At 63.1% G+C, this 15,935-nt stretch carries 11 protein-coding genes and 1 pseudogene; 3 read left to right on the forward strand and 9 right to left on the reverse strand.

The genetic code is table 11. The annotated features are described in order from the left end of the window. Positions 1 to 99 precede the first annotated feature (99 nt). The 7 genes from B5E65_RS16745 to asnB (B5E65_RS14035) all read right to left on the reverse strand — a co-directional run bounded on the left by B5E65_RS16745 (position 100) and on the right by asnB (B5E65_RS14035) (position 10,819). A complete protein-coding gene (locus B5E65_RS16745; RefSeq protein ID WP_087172385.1) occupies positions 100 to 1,050 on the reverse strand; it encodes a coiled-coil domain-containing protein in 951 nt (316 codons plus the stop codon). Positions 1,051 to 1,082: 32 nt separating this feature from the next. After that, on the reverse strand, positions 1,083 to 2,225 hold the full coding sequence (gene ftsZ, locus B5E65_RS14010; protein ID WP_087172386.1) for a cell division protein FtsZ: 1,143 nt from the start codon (positions 2,223 to 2,225) through the stop codon (positions 1,083 to 1,085). A gap of 354 nt (positions 2,226 to 2,579) precedes the next feature. Further along, the gene (locus B5E65_RS14015) at positions 2,580 to 3,854 is read right to left on the reverse strand and encodes a UDP-N-acetylglucosamine 1-carboxyvinyltransferase (protein WP_158098604.1); all 1,275 of its coding nucleotides are present in this window, start codon (positions 3,852 to 3,854) and stop codon (positions 2,580 to 2,582) included. An 84-nt stretch (positions 3,855 to 3,938) separates the two neighbouring features. Further along, positions 3,939 to 5,084 (reverse strand): FtsW/RodA/SpoVE family cell cycle protein, encoded by a 1,146-nt coding sequence (locus B5E65_RS14020; protein WP_242957565.1) that lies wholly within the window; start codon positions 5,082 to 5,084, stop codon positions 3,939 to 3,941. A gap of 61 nt (positions 5,085 to 5,145) precedes the next feature. Beyond that, positions 5,146 to 7,416 carry a penicillin-binding transpeptidase domain-containing protein gene (locus B5E65_RS14025; protein ID WP_087172388.1) on the reverse strand — a complete coding sequence of 757 codons (2,271 nt, stop codon included), beginning with the start codon at positions 7,414 to 7,416 and terminating at the stop codon, positions 5,146 to 5,148. Positions 7,417 to 7,479: 63 nt separating this feature from the next. Beyond that, on the reverse strand, positions 7,480 to 8,958 hold the full coding sequence (locus B5E65_RS14030) for a UDP-N-acetylmuramoyl-L-alanyl-D-glutamate--2,6-diaminopimelate ligase (RefSeq protein ID WP_087172389.1): 1,479 nt from the start codon (positions 8,956 to 8,958) through the stop codon (positions 7,480 to 7,482). Positions 8,959 to 8,989: 31 nt separating this feature from the next. Then, on the reverse strand, positions 8,990 to 10,819 hold the full coding sequence (gene asnB, locus B5E65_RS14035) for an asparagine synthase (glutamine-hydrolyzing) (RefSeq protein ID WP_087172390.1): 1,830 nt from the start codon (positions 10,817 to 10,819) through the stop codon (positions 8,990 to 8,992). Between the two features lie 216 nt (positions 10,820 to 11,035). On the opposite strand from asnB (B5E65_RS14035), the gene B5E65_RS14040 reads away from it, so the two are divergent. Both B5E65_RS14040 and asnB (B5E65_RS14045) read left to right on the forward strand, forming a co-directional pair. Next, a complete protein-coding gene (locus tag B5E65_RS14040) occupies positions 11,036 to 12,265 on the forward strand; it encodes a carboxylate--amine ligase (RefSeq protein ID WP_087172391.1) in 1,230 nt (409 codons plus the stop codon). Between the two features lie 18 nt (positions 12,266 to 12,283). Further along, a complete protein-coding gene (gene asnB, locus B5E65_RS14045; protein ID WP_087172392.1) occupies positions 12,284 to 14,140 on the forward strand; it encodes an asparagine synthase (glutamine-hydrolyzing) in 1,857 nt (618 codons plus the stop codon). A 70-nt stretch (positions 14,141 to 14,210) separates the two neighbouring features. On the opposite strand, the gene B5E65_RS14050 is transcribed toward asnB (B5E65_RS14045), so the two are convergent. Beyond that, positions 14,211 to 14,852, reverse strand: coding sequence for an alpha/beta fold hydrolase (locus tag B5E65_RS14050; protein WP_242957566.1), 642 nt, complete (start codon positions 14,850 to 14,852; stop codon positions 14,211 to 14,213). Between the two features lie 64 nt (positions 14,853 to 14,916). Beyond that, complete coding sequence (locus B5E65_RS14055; RefSeq protein WP_087172394.1) at positions 14,917 to 15,357, reverse strand: hypothetical protein; 441 nt, start codon at positions 15,355 to 15,357, stop codon at positions 14,917 to 14,919. A 220-nt stretch (positions 15,358 to 15,577) separates the two neighbouring features. Here B5E65_RS14055 and B5E65_RS14060 point away from each other — a divergent pair. Then, a pseudogene (locus B5E65_RS14060) lies at positions 15,578 to 15,709 on the forward strand (helix-turn-helix domain-containing protein); the annotation flags it as partial. Between the last annotated feature and the right edge of the window lie 226 nt (positions 15,710 to 15,935).

Below are 15,935 nucleotides of genomic sequence, written 5' to 3' on the forward strand. Positions count from 1 at the left end.
AAACAACCGCGGCAGGGAAATTGCCCCGCCGCCGCGGGGACGAAAAAGCACCGGGGACCGACGGGTCCTCCGGTGCTTTTTTGTATGAATATTCAGCTGTTATACGCCCAGGAACCGGTCGATCACATCCAGCAGCTGCTCGGCGCGGGTGCGGCGGCGGGGCTGCGGACGGGGACGGCGCAGCGGCGCGGCGGCATGCGCTTCCGGTTTGGGCTGCGATGCCGGTGCGGCGGGCGCCGGGGATTCCGGCTGTGCAGGTTCCGGCACAGGCGCGGGCATTTCCGGCGGTTCGGGGGATTCCACCGGCTGCGGCGGCGGGTTGGGGAAGCTGCGGGCCTGGGCTCCCAGCTGCTGCAGGTGCTGATCGGTTTCGCCCAGAGCGGCGTAGATTGCGCCGGTTGCCTGGGTCAGCTGTGCCTGGGCACGGGCAATCTGCTCGTCCACACGGGCCAGCTCGTCCCGCAGGCGGGCCACCGAATCGGAGATGTCCTGGGCGCTGCGGGTCATAAGCTGCTGTTCGGCCTGCCGCTCCTGCGCCAGACGGGCACGGGCTTCGGCGGCTTCCCTGTCCATCTGCAGCTGCCGCTGCGCCAGCTGGAGCTGCTGCTCCTGCTCGGTGCGGCGGGCCTGTTCCAGCTCCCGGCCGGTGGCCTGGGCTTCGCTGGTCAGACGGGCGTTCGCCTCCCGCAGTTCCCGGTTCTCTTTTTCCCGGTTGAACAGGCGGCGGCGGAAATTTTCGGCATTGGACTGTTCCCGGGCCAGCTTCTGGCCCAGATCGTTGGCGCGCTGCTGGGCGGCGTCCGCCCGCTGGCGTTCGGCCCCGATCTCCTGCTGCATCTGCACCGCCTGCTGCTCCAGCTGGGCTTTTTCTGCCTGGAGCGCGTCCAGGCGGGCCTGCAGCTGTGCCTGGGTCTGTTCCGCCTGGGTACGCAGCTGTTCCTGCTGCTGGCGGGCCTGGGCGCTGAGCGCATCGATGCAGGCCAGCACGTCCGCCTTGTTAAAGCCGATCAGCGAGGTTTTGAACCCCTCGCGTTGTTCCGGTACTGCCATGGGGGTTCACCTCCCTAGCGCGGCCAAACGGATCAGTGCCGGTTGTTGATGATGTCCAGGATGGAATCGAAGTAGTGGCTGTCGTCGTCCTTCTCAGGCTGCGCGGGCGCAGGAGAAGCGGCCGCGGCGGTGCCGTCGCCGGTGAACACCGGGGTGGGGGTCTTCACATAACCGGTAGCGCCGGCAGCCTGTGCCTCGCCCACGGCGGTCTGCTCCGGCACGCTCTCGAAGCCGGTGGCCACGACGGTGATGCTCATCTCGTCGTTGAGCTGCTCGTCGAAAGCAATACCCCAGATGATGTTCGCATCCGGATGCGCGGACTTGGTGATCAGGCTGGCAGCCTGCTCCACTTCCTCCATGGCGATATCCTGGGAGGAGGTGAAGTTGATGATGACGCCGCGGGCGCCGGAGATGCTGGTTTCCAGCAACGGGCTGGAGATGGCAGCCTTGGCGGCGTTCTCGGCCTTGTTGGCGCCCTTGGCACGGCCCACGCCCATGTGCGCGTAGCCGGCATCCTTCATGACGCTGCGCACGTCGGCGAAGTCCAGGTTGATGAAGGCGGGCACGTTGATCAGGTTGGAGATGCTCTCCACGCCCTGACGCAGCACGTTGTCGGCCGCTTCAAAGGCGTTCATCAGGGTGATCTTTTCCTCGCTGATGAGTTTCAGGCGCTCGTTGGGGATCACGATCAGGCTGTCCACATGCATGAGCAGCCCGGCAATGCCCTGCTCGGCCAGCACCATCTTGCGGCGGCCTTCAAAGGCAAAGGGCTTGGTAACGATACCAACGGTCAGGATGCCCAGGTCATGGGCAATCTGCGCCACAATGGGGGCCGCGCCGGTGCCGGTGCCGCCGCCCATACCGGCGGTGATAAACGCCATCTGCGCGCCCTTCAGCGCGGCGGCGATCTCGTCCTTGCTTTCCTCGGCGGCGCGCTGGCCAACCTCGGGGTCGGCGCCTGCACCGCGGCCGCGGGTGAGCTTGGCGCCCAGCTGGACCTTCTGGGTAGCCTTGTTGTTCATCAGAGCCTGCTGGTCGGTGTTCATAACAATGAACTCGACCCCCTGCATGCCGCCCTGGACCATGCGGTTGACCGCGTTGCCGCCGCCACCGCCCACGCCGATGACCTTAATGTTGGTGATGCCCTGCACCTCTTCGTCCAGAATGAAGCTCATGTTTCAAATCCCCCTAAAACTTTTTTCCTGCCCAGGCAAACAATATCAGACAACCCTGGTTCAAGGCAAACGCCGTCTTGTGCAGACCTGGCGACGGTACCTTAAAAGGGCATAGTTCGTCCCAAGTGGTACTACTGGTATTAAGAGTACCAGATTTGACGGGCAAATTCAAGTACGGAAGGGTGGCAGAAACAGCAAAAATATAGACAAATTGCGCGAAGACGCAGAAATGCAGGGCGCACCGGCTATGGTTCGCCCTGAAAATCCGTATTTTGGGATGTGCGGCATCTTTTGGCCGCGGGTGTTTGTGCAAAACCGCAAATTGCACCGGGCTGTTTTGTGAAAAGCGGATGGTCAGGCCCGGTTTTCGCGGCCGGCGCACACATCCGCCCCCAGCGCCCGGAACATCCCGGCCAGGTCGGCGTAGCCACGGCGCACATACTCCGCGCCCTCCACTACGCTCTCCCCTGCCGCGGCCAGCGCCGCCACCGCAAGGCCCGCGCCGCCCCGCAGATCCGCGGCCCGCACCCGGGCCCCGCTCAGCTGCACCGGGCCATGCATCGCCAGCGCCCGGCCCCGGCGACAGACCTGCCCGCCCAGCTGGGCAAAGCCCTCGGCACAGGCGAAGCGGTCCTCAAAGACCGTGTCCTCCACTACGGTGTCCCCCTGGGCTGCCAACAGACCGCCCGCCACCACCGGGGCCGCGTCGGTGGAAAAGCCCGGCCACACGCCGGTGCGCACAAGCCCTACCCCCTGCAGGCGATCCTGCCGCTGCACCCGCCAGCTTTCCGGGACGGGGTGGTCGGTGTGGCAGCCTGCCCGCTCCAGTACGTCGGCCACTGGGCCGAGGGGGTCCTCCCCGGTGCCCAGCATGGTCACACAGCCGCCGCAACCCGCCACCGCTGCCGCCACCGTGGCCGCCACGATCCGGTCCGGGATGGGACGGTGCCGCGCCCCATGCAGGGATGTTTTGCCCTGTACCCGGATAACCGGTTGCCCCGCGCCCTCGATCCGTGCACCGCAGGCATTGAGGAAATCTGCCAGGTCCCGGATCTCCGGTTCCCGGGCCACGTTCCGCAGTACAGTGTCCCCTTTGGCCAGGGCCGCTGCCATGAGCAGGGTTTCGGTGGCGCCCACGCTGGGCAGGCGCAGGGTATAATCGATTCCCTGCAGACGGGCGGAGGTGCGCAGTTCCAGCCAGCCGTCCTCCCACAGGGTCTGTGCCCCCATGCGAGACAATCCATCCAGATGGATGTCGATGGGGCGGGGGCCCAGGCGGCAGCCGCCGGGCATCGGCATCCGCACACAGCCCGCCCGATGCAGCACCGGGGCCAGGTAAAACACCGAACTGCGCATGGCCCGGGCGGGAGCTTCCGGCAGCTGCCAGCCCGGCACCGGGGCGGGCAGCAGGTGCAGATCCCCGCCCCGGCGGCGCACCGTAAGGCCCAGCGCCCGCAGGATAGCCACGCTGGCATGTACGTCGGCCAGATCCGGCACATCCCGCAGCACTACCGGCCCGTCGGCCAGCACCGCCGCCGCCAGGATCGGCAATACGCTGTTTTTGGCGCTGGGCAGGCGCACTGTACCTTCCAGGGGCCTGCCGCCCCGTACCCGCAAGATCTCCCCCACTGTTACCGCCCCCGTTTGCTTGTTTTGTACCCCAATGTATGAGAAGCAGGGCGGTTTGGTTCAAAAAATGTGCCATCCGGGGTATTACAGGCCGGGACGATCCCCCTGACGGGCCACCGAGAGCACCAGCCCCATCTCCCCCAGCAGCATCATCAGGCTGGTGCCGCCGGAGGAAAAGAAGGGCAGGCTGATGCCGGTATTGGGAATGGTGTTGGTGACTACCGCCATGTTCAGGGCGGCCTGCAGCACCACCTGCACCGTAAAGCCCACCGTGAGCAGCGCGCCGAATTTATCCGCGGCCCGCAGCGCAATGACAAGGCCCCGGGTAAGCAGCAGCACAAACAGCAGGATCACCAGCGTTGCGCCCACAAAGCCCAGTTCCTCACAGAGGATGGAAAAGATAAAATCGTTCTGGGGTTCGGGCACGTAGAGGTGTTTCTGGCGGCTGTTGCCCAGCCCCAGGCCCAGCGCGCCGCCCGAGCCGATGGCGTACAGGCTTTGAATGGTCTGGTGCCCCGCGCCCAGCGGGTCGGCAAAGGGATCCAGCCAGCTGGACAGGCGGCTGGCCGCATAGGGCACCAGATCCGGCAGCAGGATCAGCGCCCCGGCCAAAGCGGCCAGCGCACCGCCGCCCGCCAGCGCGAACCAGCGCAGGCCGGTGCCGCCCACAAACATCAGCACCGCCCCGATGGCCAGGATCAGCAGCGTGCCGGACAGGTGCGGTTCCAGCAGCATGAGCACCGTCACCGCGCCCAGGATCAGCGCAAAGGGCAGCACCCCCACCGAAAAGCTTTTCATTTTTGGATGGTTCAGGGAGATCAGATGGCTGAACAGCACGATCACCGAAAATTTGGCGATCTCGCTGGGCTGCAGAGTGCCCAGGCCCGGAATGACAATCCAGCGGCGGCAGCCGTTGTATTCCGGCATGAAAAGCACCACCACCAGCAGCACCAGCGACAGGCCAAACAGCGGCCAGGCCCAGGCGTGCAGGATATGGTAGTCCAGGCGGCTGGCAACCCAGAGAGCGGCCAGCCCCACCAGCGCAAAGAGCAGCTGCGGGCGGATGTAGGTATAGGGATCGTCAAACCGGTACTGCCCCACCGCGCAGCTGGCGCTGTACAGCATGACCAGACCGAAGCAGAGCAGGGTGAGCACCAGAAGGGAAAAAGGCAGGTCCATCCCCGGCAGCCCGGCGAGGAACAGCCTCTCTTTCACAGAACGCAAACGCATGACAGGAAATCCTCCTTGAGGGCGCAGGGCCCCGTATCAGTGTGCGCAGGCAGACGGGCCGCTAATCGTCCACCGCGGAATAATCGCAGAATCGGGCGGTGACCACGCTGCCCATCGGTACGCTCTGGCCCTCGGTCAGGCTCTGGGATACCGCCACCGCGCCCTGGGACCAGGCGGGGCCCTCGGCGCACAGGTTGAGCCCGGCGGCCCGCAGCGCGGCCACCGCCTGGTCATAGCTCTGCCCGGCCAGCGACGGAACCGTCACCGACAGGGGCTGCGCATCGGTGGTATAGAGCAGCACGGTAGAACCCCGGGGCAGGGTCTGGCCTGCCTCCGGGTACTGGCGCAGGACGGTCTCCCCCTCCCCTACCACCTTGCCGGTAAGGCCGTTGTTCGCCAGCCGTTCCAGCGCCTTGTCCGGCGCGGAGCCTGCCAGGCTGGGCACGGTGGTCTGCATGGCGTCCAGTTCCTCCTGGGTATACACCCGGGGCACACCCCAGTAGGACAGGGTATCCTCAATGACCTGGGCCACCACCGGGGCGGACAGGCTGCCGCCGGCGGTGGTGAAGCTGTGGGGTTCGTCCAGGCAGATCAGCACGGCAATCCGGGGATCGTCGATGGGGGCCACCCCCACAAAGCTGGCGATGCGGGCTTTCTCGTCCTCGGAGTCCAGCTTCTGGCTGGTACCAGATTTTCCGCCCACCCGGTACCCGGCCACATAGGCGTTTTTGCCGCCGCCCTCCAAGACGGTGAGCTCCAGTATCTCCCGCATGGCGGCGCTGGTTTCCTCTGTGATAACCTGGCGGCGCGCCTGGGGCTGGGTTTCGCTGACTGTATTGCCCGTCGCGTCGGTGACCTTGGCCACCACATAGGGCTGCATGAGCTTGCCCCCGTTGACCACCGCCGCCACTGCCGTGATCATCTGGATGGGGGTGATCTTGCTGGACTGGCCGAAGGAACAGCTGGCCAGCTCCACCGGGCCCATCCGCTCGGCGGCATAGTATTCGCTGCGGGCGGGCTCGGCGGGCAGGTCGATGCCGGTGGCGCCGGTCAGGCCGAACGCCTCGAAATACTGGTAGAACCGCTCCTTGCCCAGCAGCTGGCCAATCTGGATCAGGGACTGGTTGCAGGACTGGGCCACCGCCTGCTGCACCGTGAGCAGGCCGTGGGCCTTGTTGTTGGCACAGTGGAACGCCACCCCGGACACCTTGTAGGATTTGCCGCAGGTGAACTGGGTCAGCGGCTGCACCGCGCCGCAGTCCAGCGCGGCGGAGGCAGTGATCAGCTTGAATACCGAGCCCGGCTCGTACAGATCGCTTACCGCCTTGTTGCGCCACTGGGTCTGCTGCGCCAGCTGCAAAGCGGCGGTGCGCTCCTCCCCGGTCAGCGCGTCCACCGCCGCGCGGGTGGTCTCGTCCGCGATCAGGCGGGGCTGATTGGGGTCGTAGTCGGGTTTCGTGGCCATGGCCAGGATGGCCCCGGTGTTCACATCCATCACGATGCCCACCGCCCGGGCGGAGACGTTATGCTCCTGCACCGCGTAGGTCAGGTGCTGTTCCAGATAGTGTTGGATGTTGGCGTCGATGGTCAGGGTCAGACTGTTGCCCTGCACCGGCGCCTGGTAGATGCTCTCGGCCTGTTCCAGGTCATAGCCCCAGGCGTTGCGGGCGGTGAGTACGCTGCCCGCAATGCCGGTGAGGGTTTCGTTGTATTTCAGCTCCAGCCCGGCCAGACCGTCCCCGTCCACATTGGTGAAGCCCAGGATGCTGGCGGCAAAATCCCCCTCCGGGTACAGACGCTTGGTATCCTGCTGGATGCGGATGCCGGACAGGCCGGTGGATTCGCAGTAGGCCCGCACTGCGTCGGCGGTTTCCCGGTCCACCCGGCGGGCCAAAAGAGCATCGTTGCTTTTCCGGTCGGCAAACTTTTTGGCAAAACTTTCAGCATCCTCGTTCAGGATTTCCGCCAGATCGGCGGCGGCCGCGTCCAGCAGTTCCTCCTGCATTTCCCGGGGCACCGCCCGGATGGTCCAGCAGGTGACGCTGCCCGCCAGCAGGGTGCCGTCCGAGGACCAGATATCCCCCCGGGGTGCGGGCACGGTGGCGGAACGCATCTGCTGGCGGGCGGCACGGGCGGCGTAGAAGGTGGAGTCGGCCAGCTGCAGCCAGGCCAGACGCGCCACCAGCACCCCGGCCACGGTCAGCGCCATAGCGCCCGCCAGAATCCGCACCCGCAGACGCATAGCGGCGGACTGCCCCGCGGTGGCCGGCGGCGGCGCGGCGGGACGGGGCCGCCGGGGCGGGCGGGCCGGGTTACGGTGAAAAAATGGCATAGAAAATCCCCCCTGTCTGCTATACCATACGCGCAGACAGGGGGGATGTATGATTTTGAAAAATCAGATCAGGCCGATCTGGTGGGCATATTCCTCGATGAGTTCCCGCTCCAGGAACGGGGTTTTGACCCCCATCCGGTCCCGGTAGGTCTCGTGGCCCTTGCCGATGACACAGATCAGGTCGCCGGGCTGGGCGTGGTCGATGGCGTAGTGGATGGCGTCCAGCCGGTCGGGGATCTCCACGGTGGGCACATCAGGGTTGCCCTGGGCAATGCCCTGCCGGATGTCGGCAATGATGTCCTCCACCTTTTCAAACCGGTTGTTGTCCTCGGTCAGGATGAGGAAGTCCGCCATCTCGCTGGCTACCTTGCCCATGCCGTACCGGCGCAGCTTGGAACGGTTGCCGCCGCAGCCGAACAGGCAGACCAGCCGGTGGGGTTTGTAGGCCCGCAGGGTGGTGAGCAAACTTTCGGTGCCCGCCTCGTTGTGGGCAAAGTCGATCAGGATGGTGAACTCCTTGCTGATGGGCACCATCTCCACCCGGCCCTTGACCGCGATGTCGGTCAGGCCGTTGTGGATGGCGTCGTGGGGCAGGCCCAGTTCCCGGCCTACCGCAATGGCCGCCAGCGCGTTGTAGACGCTGAATTCGCCGGGCATATTCACCTTGACCTGCATCTCTTCCTTGCCGGTGACGTGGAAGGTGATGCCCAGGAAGTTCTCGGCCCGCAGCAGCTGCAGGTTATCGGCCCGGTAGTCGGCGTTGCTGTGCACGCCGTAGGTGACCAGGCGGCAGGTATGGCCCGCCAGCAGGGCTTCGGTGTTGGGGTCGTCGGCGTTGACCACCCCCAGCTTGCAGCGGCGGAACAGCTGGCCTTTCCAGTCCCGGTATTCCTCAAAGGTGGCATGCTCGCCGGGGCCGCCGATATGGTCGTGATACAGGTTGGTGAACACGCCCACGTCAAACTCGATGCCGGTGACCCGGTCCATCATGATGCCCTGGCTGGACACCTCCATGACCACGCTGTCGCAGCCGGCGTTGCGCATTTCCCGGAACATCCGCTGCAGTTCGTAGCTTTCGGGGGTGGTGTTGGGCAGTTCCTGCTGCACGTCCCCGTAGGCCACGCCGTTGGTTCCGATGATGCCGGTCTTGCGCCCGGCGGCCAGCAGCACCGACCGCACCATATGGGCGGTGGTGGTTTTGCCTTTGGTGCCGGTGATGCCGATCATGGTCATCTCCCGGGCAGGATGGCCGAACCAGTTGGCGCTGAGCAGCGCCAGGGCCCGGCGGCTGGAGGGCACACGGATCACCGTGACCGAAGCGTCCGGCAGCGGGATATCGTGCTGGATCACCAGCACCCCGGCCCCGGCGGCCACCGCGTCGGCAGCCAGGTCATGGCTGTCCCGGCTGGTGCCCACGATGCAGACAAAGAGCGCGCCGGGTACAAGGCGGCGGGTATCATAGACCACGTCGGCGACTTCCCGGTCGGCCGTGCCCTGCACGAGGGTGTGTTCCACTCCGTTGAAAAGGTCTCTCAGCAGCATGGCGTTACCTCCATTTTTCGGTTTGCGGCCCTCACCGCTTTACAAAATATTCGTTGTACCACACAAGAAATACAAATACGCACCAGATCTGCCGCCAGTTATCCCGCTTTCCGGACAGGTGCTGATCCAGCATCTTGTCCAGCGCTTCGGTGTGGAAGAACTGCCGGGCAGCTTCGGTGTGGAAGGCCTCCCGCACCACGGCGGCGTACTTTTCATCCCGCAGCCAAGCGCGCACCGGTACCGGGAAGCCCAGCTTTTTCTTGTCGGCGGTCTGGGGCGGAATGCTGCGCTGGGCAGCGCGGCGCATGGCGATCTTGGTGTTATGGGCGTCGGCACGGAACCGCACCGGAATGCGGCGGGCCAGCTCGAACACCTTCCGATCCAGGAAAGGCACACGCAGCTCCAGGCTGTTGGCCATGCTCATCTTGTCCGCTTTCAGCAGGATATCCCCCACCATCCACAGCTGCAGGTCGGTGAACTGCATCCGGGTGACCGGATCCTGCCCTTTGGTCTTGTCAAACAGCGGGCGGGACAGGCCGGTGGGCAGCACGCCGGGGATATAATGGCGCAGCAGCTGCTTTTTGCGCCGCTCCCCCATCAGGTCGGTGTTGCCGATGTACCGCTCTCCCAGCGGGCGGCTGCGGCGCACCAGGAAGTTCAGGCCCCGCACCGGCGGCAGCTTTTCCGCCACCGCGCCCACCGCCCGGCGGATGGGCAGAGGCACATGGTCGTACCAGCTGACGGTAAAGGGTTCCTTGTAGATGTTGTAGCCGCCGAAGAACTCGTCCGCGCCCTCGCCGGACAGGCAGACCTTGACCTGCTTGGCGGCCTCCCGGTTGACGAAATACAGCGCGGCACTGGCGGCGTCGGCCAGGGGCTCGTCCATGTGATACTGGATCTTGGGCAGGTTGGCCCAGTATTCCTCCGGGGTGATGCGGTAGGCAAAGTTCTTCACCCCGATATGCTTGCTGAAATCCTGGGCGTAGTGGGTTTCGTCGTACCGGGCCTCGGCAAAGCCCACGGTGAAGGTCTTGTCCACATGGGCCAGGCAGGCCATGTAGCTGGAGTCCACACCGCTGGACAAGAAGCTGCCCACCTCCACGTCGGCGATCTTGTGGGCGGCCACGCTCTCTTTCATGGCGGCCTCGATGTCGGTTTCCCAGTCCTCCAGGGTGCGGGTCTCGTCCGCGTCAAAGGAGGGCGACCAGTACCGCTGTACCGTTACCTTGCCGTCCTGCCACTCCAGCCAATGGGCGGGCAGCAGCTTCTTCACGTTCTGGAAGAAGGTATCCTCCCCCGGGGAGTACTGGAAGCTCAGATACAGCTGCAGCTGGGCCGGGTTGAACCGCTTGTCGAACTCGGGATTTTCCAGAAAGCTCTTGATCTCGCTGCCGAACATAAAGCTGTCGCCCTTGTGGTAATAATAAAAGGGCTTGATGCCGAAATGGTCCCGGGCGCAGAACAGTTTGCCCTCGGCCTTGTCCCAGATGGCAAAGGCGAACATACCGCGCAGGCGGGTGACCATCTCCCGGCCCCATTCCTCGTAGCCGTGCAGCAGCACTTCGGTATCCGAATGGTCGGTGGCAAAGGTATGGCCCGCGGCCTGCAGTTCGGTGCGCAGGGCCTGGAAGTTGTAGATCTCGCCGTTGAAGACCACCACCAGGCGGCCGTCCTCGTTGAACATGGGCTGCTTGCCGCCCTCCAGATCAAGGATGGACAGGCGCCGGTGCCCCAGCGCCACCTGCTCGTCGGTATACTGCCCCGCGCCGTCCGGCCCCCGGTGGGCGATGGCGTCCATCATGGCGGTGAGGATCTCGGCCTTGTCCGCCCGTTTACTGGTAAAACCTGTGATTCCACACATGGCATTGATTCCTTTCCTGCGGGCGCACCATTGGCCCGCTCTCGGTTTGCCTGCGCGCCCAGACGCGCACAGCCTGCTGATATTATACTACGAAAACAGCCGCTTTAAAAGGGCTTTTTCATTGACATACCGCCCCGGCGGAAGTACAATAAAAGCCGTATGACCCTTTGTATTATTACACGCGCTGCGCGCGCGGGAATCGAGGCAGAATCAAGTATGGAACAGCTGACGAATCTTTTGCCGGTACTGCTGGGCAGTGACGCCAACGTATACGGCATGGCCCGCAGCTTTTATATGGAATACGGCGTGACCAGCCTGGCTATTGGCAAGGGGGCGCTGGCCGCCACCGCCAACTCCAGGCTGGTGAAGATCGCCGTGGTGGAGCCCCGCCTGGAAGAGGACGAGGTTTTTGTGGCGGTGATGAAACAATTTGCCGCTGACCACCCGAACACCACCCGGGTGCTGGTAAGCTGCGGCGACAACTACACCGGCCTGATGGCCCGCAACCGGGCCGCGCTGGAGGGGCTGTATCATTTCGCCTGCCCCACCCCCGAGCTGTGGGAACAGCTGGACATGAAGGAAAACTTCTACAAGGCCTGCGAGGCACACGGCATCGCCTTCCCCCGCACCTTTGGCTGCACCGCCGAAAACTGGCGCACGGTGCAGCTGCCCTTTGATTTCCCCTGCATTGTAAAGGCCTCCAACAGTGTGGCCTACTGGAACTGCAAGTTCCCCCACAAGAAAAAGGTGTTCATCGCCAACAACCGGCAGGAATTTGAGGAGATCGTGGCGGCCATCTATTCCTCCAGCTACCAGGACAGCCTGGTGCTGCAGGAGTACATTCCCGGCGAGGACTGCCAGATGCGGGTGCTGAACTGCTACTCCGGCCTGGATCACAAGGTGCGGCTGATGGCGCTGGGACGTCCGCTGCTGGAAGAACAGACCCCCGAGGGCATCGGCAACTACGCGGCCATCCTTTCGGTGAAGGACGAGGAACTGATGGGCCGGATGAAGGCGTTCCTGGAGGACGTGGGCTGGGAAGGCTTCTCCAACTTCGACATGAAGTACGACGTGCGGGACGGCCAGTACAAGATGTTTGAGATGAATCCCCGGCAGGGACGCAGCAGCTTCTTTGTGACCGCCAGCGGCTACAACCTGGCCAAATGGCTGGTGGACGACGTGGTGCTGCACAAGCCCGCCGAACTGACCATTGCCGATACCCAGAGCCTGTGGATGATCGCCCCGGCGGGCATCCTGCGCCGGTATCTGAAGGACAAGGATCTGCTGGCCCAGGCCGAAGCGCTGATCCGGGCGGGCAAGGCCAGCCACCAGCTGTTCTGCAAGGAGGATTTCAGCCTGAAGCGGGGCATCTGGTACATCAAGAACCAGCTGAACAACTACCGCAAGTACAAGCGGTATTTCGGCAACAAGAGCCTGAAAGACTGAGAGCGGAGGGAAACGCATATGTGCGGATTTGTAGGTTTTGCCGCGGCAAAACTGGAACAGGCCGAAGCCCGGGCCACCATCAAGGCGATGGGCGACCTGATTGCCCACCGGGGGCCGGACGGCGAGGGTTTCTATGTGGACGAGCGGGTGGCCCTGGGGCACCGGCGGCTGTCCATCATCGACCTGGAGGGCGGCACCCAGCCCATGTTCAATGAGGACGGCAGCCTGGTGGTGGTGTTCAACGGGGAGATCTACAACTTCCAGGCCCTGCGCGCCGAACTGGAAGCGGCGGGCCACACCTTTTCCACCCGGTCGGACACCGAGGTGCTGCTGCACGGCTACGAGCAGTGGGGCGAGGATATGCCCGCCAAGCTGCGGGGCATGTTTGCCTTTATGCTCTGGGACAAGAAGAACGAGACGTTGTTCGGCGCCCGGGACATCTTTGGCATCAAGCCCTATTACTACTACAACCAGGGCGGGCATTTCCTGTTCGGCAGCGAGATCAAGAGTTTCCTGCCCCATCCGGGCTTTGTTAAGGAGCTGAATGAGGAGCGCCTGCCGGAGTACCTGTCCATTGAGTACATCCCGGGCGAGGAGACCATGTTCCGGGGTGTGTACAAACTGCCCGGCGCCCACTGGCTGCGCTGGAAGGACGGCAAGCTGAAAACCCACCGGTACTTTGATATCCGCTTCCAGGCGGACGAGAGCCTGACCGACGAGGAATGGCAGAAGAAGATCACCGAGGTGTTCAGCGAGAGCGTGGCCGCCCATCAGATCGCCGACGTGGAGGTGGGCTGTTTCCTGTCCAGCGGCGTGGACTCCAGCTTTGTGGTGAACGAGGTGGCCAAGGGTACCCCCCATGTGAAGTCGTTCAGCGTGGGGTACGAGGAGGAGAAGTACTCCGAGCTGCCCTACGCCCAGGCGTTCAGCAAGGAGATCGGGGTGCCCAGCATCGCCAACAAGGTGAATGCCGACGAATTCTTTGAGGCCAACCAGACCATCCAGTGGTATCTGGACGAGCCGATGCCCAACCCCAGCGAGGTACCGCTTTACTTCCTGACCAAGAACGCGGCCAAGTATGTGAAGGTAGTGCTGAGCGGCGAGGGCGCGGATGAGCTGTTCGGCGGGTACCCCATGTACTGTGCCGCCTGGCACTTTGCCGGATACAGCAAGACCCCTGCTCCGCTGCGCAAGGCGGCTGCCGCGTTGGCCAAGCGCCTGCCCGCTTTCAAGGGCAAGAACTTTGTAATGCGGGGCGCCATGGAGCCCTGGCAGCGGTTCATGCGGGCCAACTATGTGTTCTCCACCCCGGCTGAGCGGGATCAGTATCTGAAAAAGGACTACCACAGCAAAAAGCCGGAGGAATGGTTCAAGCCCTATTTTGATCAGGTGAAAGGGCTGGATGAGCCCACCCAGCTGCAGTGGGTGGACATCCACACCTGGATGCTCTACGACATCCTGCTCAAGGCCGACCGGATGAGCATGGCCAACAGCCTGGAGCTGCGGGTGCCGTTCCTGGACCGGGAGGTTCTGAAGGTGGCCACCGCCCTGCCCGCCCGGCTGCGCAGCGGCAAGGAACAGACCAAGATCGCCCTGCGCCGCGCCGCCATGGCCCAGCTGCCCGAGAGCGTAGCCAAGCGCAAGAAGCTGGGCTTCCCGGTGCCGCTGAACGACTGGCTGCGCCAGGACAAGTACTACAACATGGTGCGGGAGAAGTTCGAGGGCGAGGTTTGCGCCAAGTTCTTTGTGCCCGAGGCCTGCATCCGGCTGCTGGACAGCCACAAAAACGGCACCGCCAAGCCCGGCGCCATGACCCAGATCTGGAGCATCTACAGCTTCATCCTCTGGTACGAGCAGTTCTTTGTGCTGCGGTAAATTGCATTAAAAAACGCGTTGCAGGTTTATCCTGCAACGCGCTTTTTTGTTTGGATCGGTTTGGAAACGCTTATCCGGCCATGAATTGTTCAATGGCCGCCACCGTTTGTGCCTGCTGTTCTTCCGCCGAAATGGTTGCCGGGAGATCGCCTTTTTGCGGGCCATAGTTGCCGAACTGGGCATGGTTGCCGCCCTCGATCTCCACGATGTTTTCGGTGTAGTCGATGTGGTCTTCCACACTCTGGTTCAGCGAGCCGTAGACGGTCAGGGTCTTTTCGTCCGGATAGTCCCCATAGATATAGGCACCCAGCAGGATCAGGCCCTCGATTTCGTCCGGGTGCTGCGACGCAAACTGGGAAGCCATAGCGCCGCCCATGGAGTGCCCGGCCATATACCAGTGTTCGATCTCCGGGAACTGGTCAATGACCTCTTCGGCCGCGTTGGCATCAAAAATGGCCATGTGGAACGGCATATGTACCAGGAGACAGGTCACCCCGGTCTGGCGGATCTGATCCAGCAAGGGCAGATAGGCCTCCGCCTCCACCTTGGCTCCGGGATAAAAGATAATGGCCGTATCGGTGGGATAGGATGGGGACAGGACGGTCAGATTGTCCTGCACGGTAATACCGGTTCCCTGTACCAGTACCGCCAGCGCTGTATCTTCTGCCCGGTAGTAATCGGACACATACCAGAAAAACGCGCCGGTACACACAGCTACCAACAGCAGAACAATGCCGGCAGCAATCAGCAGTTTTTGCGAATGGATTGTTTCATACTCACATCACCTTCATCAGAATATGCGCGGCCAGTGCCAGCGTGAACATCGCCATAAAGCCGGTTATCATCCAGCCAAGCGCCTTGGAATATCCCTTGGGCGTAATGCAACCCATGGCATCCAGCTTTTTGATGGTGGGATGCAGGCGCCAGAAATAGGTGGCGATGGACAGGATCATGGCCACCACCGCCCACAGGCGCAGCGGCTCTGTACCGATAATCAGAATCACCGCCAGCAGGAAGATAAAGATCAGCTTCACCCCCGCCACCCAGTTGACCAGGTAAGAAGCAAACAGCTTCTGTTCTTCGTTTTCGCTGTTGTGGAAGGCGTTGAACACCCCTACCCCATTACCCAGACGGCTGCCGGGCCAGAAGTACAGGATGGCCACATTGGCCGATTCCATCACAACAAAAATCAGAATCGCAATCGATAAAATATCCATGGGTCGCTCTCCTTTAGATATATCTATTAGAGATAGTATCCGTATAAGCCCTTTTTGTCAAGCGATACGGCTGAGGGCTCCATTCCTGCATAAACTTGAACGGCAGGCAGAAAAAACTGCCTGCCGCTTAACTTTGCCTCGCTTGCGGGGTGACGCTCCGTGGGGGTACAATACAGACAGAGGAAGCGCGCGTCCATCCCAGGAAAGCGAGGGCACGATTATGGAAACAACAAAACGGTTTGGCGACGTGGTGGCCCGGCTGCGCCGGGAAAAAGGCCTGACCCAGGAACAGCTGGCCGCCTGTGTGGGGGTGAGCGCCCCGGCGGTGAGCAAATGGGAGACCGGGGTTTCACTTAGATAAAGATACCACATCAATCCCACGCTGACTTTTGCTTAACCGATACAGCCGGAGGGCTGGATAACAAGAAAAGGCGGTATGCGCCCCGTGGAGGGGGAGCATACCGCCTTTTCTTGTGGGGGTTTCCAAAGGGGGCAACGCCCCCATTTGGCACACGACTTTGCGAAGCAAAGTGTAGTGTGTTATACGCTCTGTCGGCGTTGCCGTGAAAATGCCGTTG

The sequence above is a fragment of the Gemmiger sp. An120 genome, from assembly GCF_002160955.1.
Taxonomy (GTDB): Bacteria; Bacillota; Clostridia; order Oscillospirales; family Ruminococcaceae; genus Gemmiger_A; species Gemmiger_A avium.

Coding starts and splice junctions, on each gene's coding strand:
- B5E65_RS16745 (WP_087172385.1), bottom strand. CDS start 1,050: ATGGCAGTACCGGAACAACGCGAGGGGTTCAAAACCTCGCTGATCGGC.
- ftsZ (WP_087172386.1), bottom strand. CDS start 2,225: ATGAGCTTCATTCTGGACGAAGAGGTGCAGGGCATCACCAACATTAAG.
- B5E65_RS14020 (WP_242957565.1), bottom strand. CDS start 5,084: ATGCGTTTGCGTTCTGTGAAAGAGAGGCTGTTCCTCGCCGGGCTGCCG.
- B5E65_RS14025 (WP_087172388.1), bottom strand. CDS start 7,416: ATGCCATTTTTTCACCGTAACCCGGCCCGCCCGCCCCGGCGGCCCCGT.
- B5E65_RS14030 (WP_087172389.1), bottom strand. CDS start 8,958: ATGCTGCTGAGAGACCTTTTCAACGGAGTGGAACACACCCTCGTGCAG.
- asnB (WP_087172390.1), bottom strand. CDS start 10,819: ATGTGTGGAATCACAGGTTTTACCAGTAAACGGGCGGACAAGGCCGAG.
- B5E65_RS14040 (WP_087172391.1), top strand. CDS start 11,036: ATGGAACAGCTGACGAATCTTTTGCCGGTACTGCTGGGCAGTGACGCC.
- asnB (WP_087172392.1), top strand. CDS start 12,284: ATGTGCGGATTTGTAGGTTTTGCCGCGGCAAAACTGGAACAGGCCGAA.
- B5E65_RS14055 (WP_087172394.1), bottom strand. CDS start 15,357: ATGGATATTTTATCGATTGCGATTCTGATTTTTGTTGTGATGGAATCG.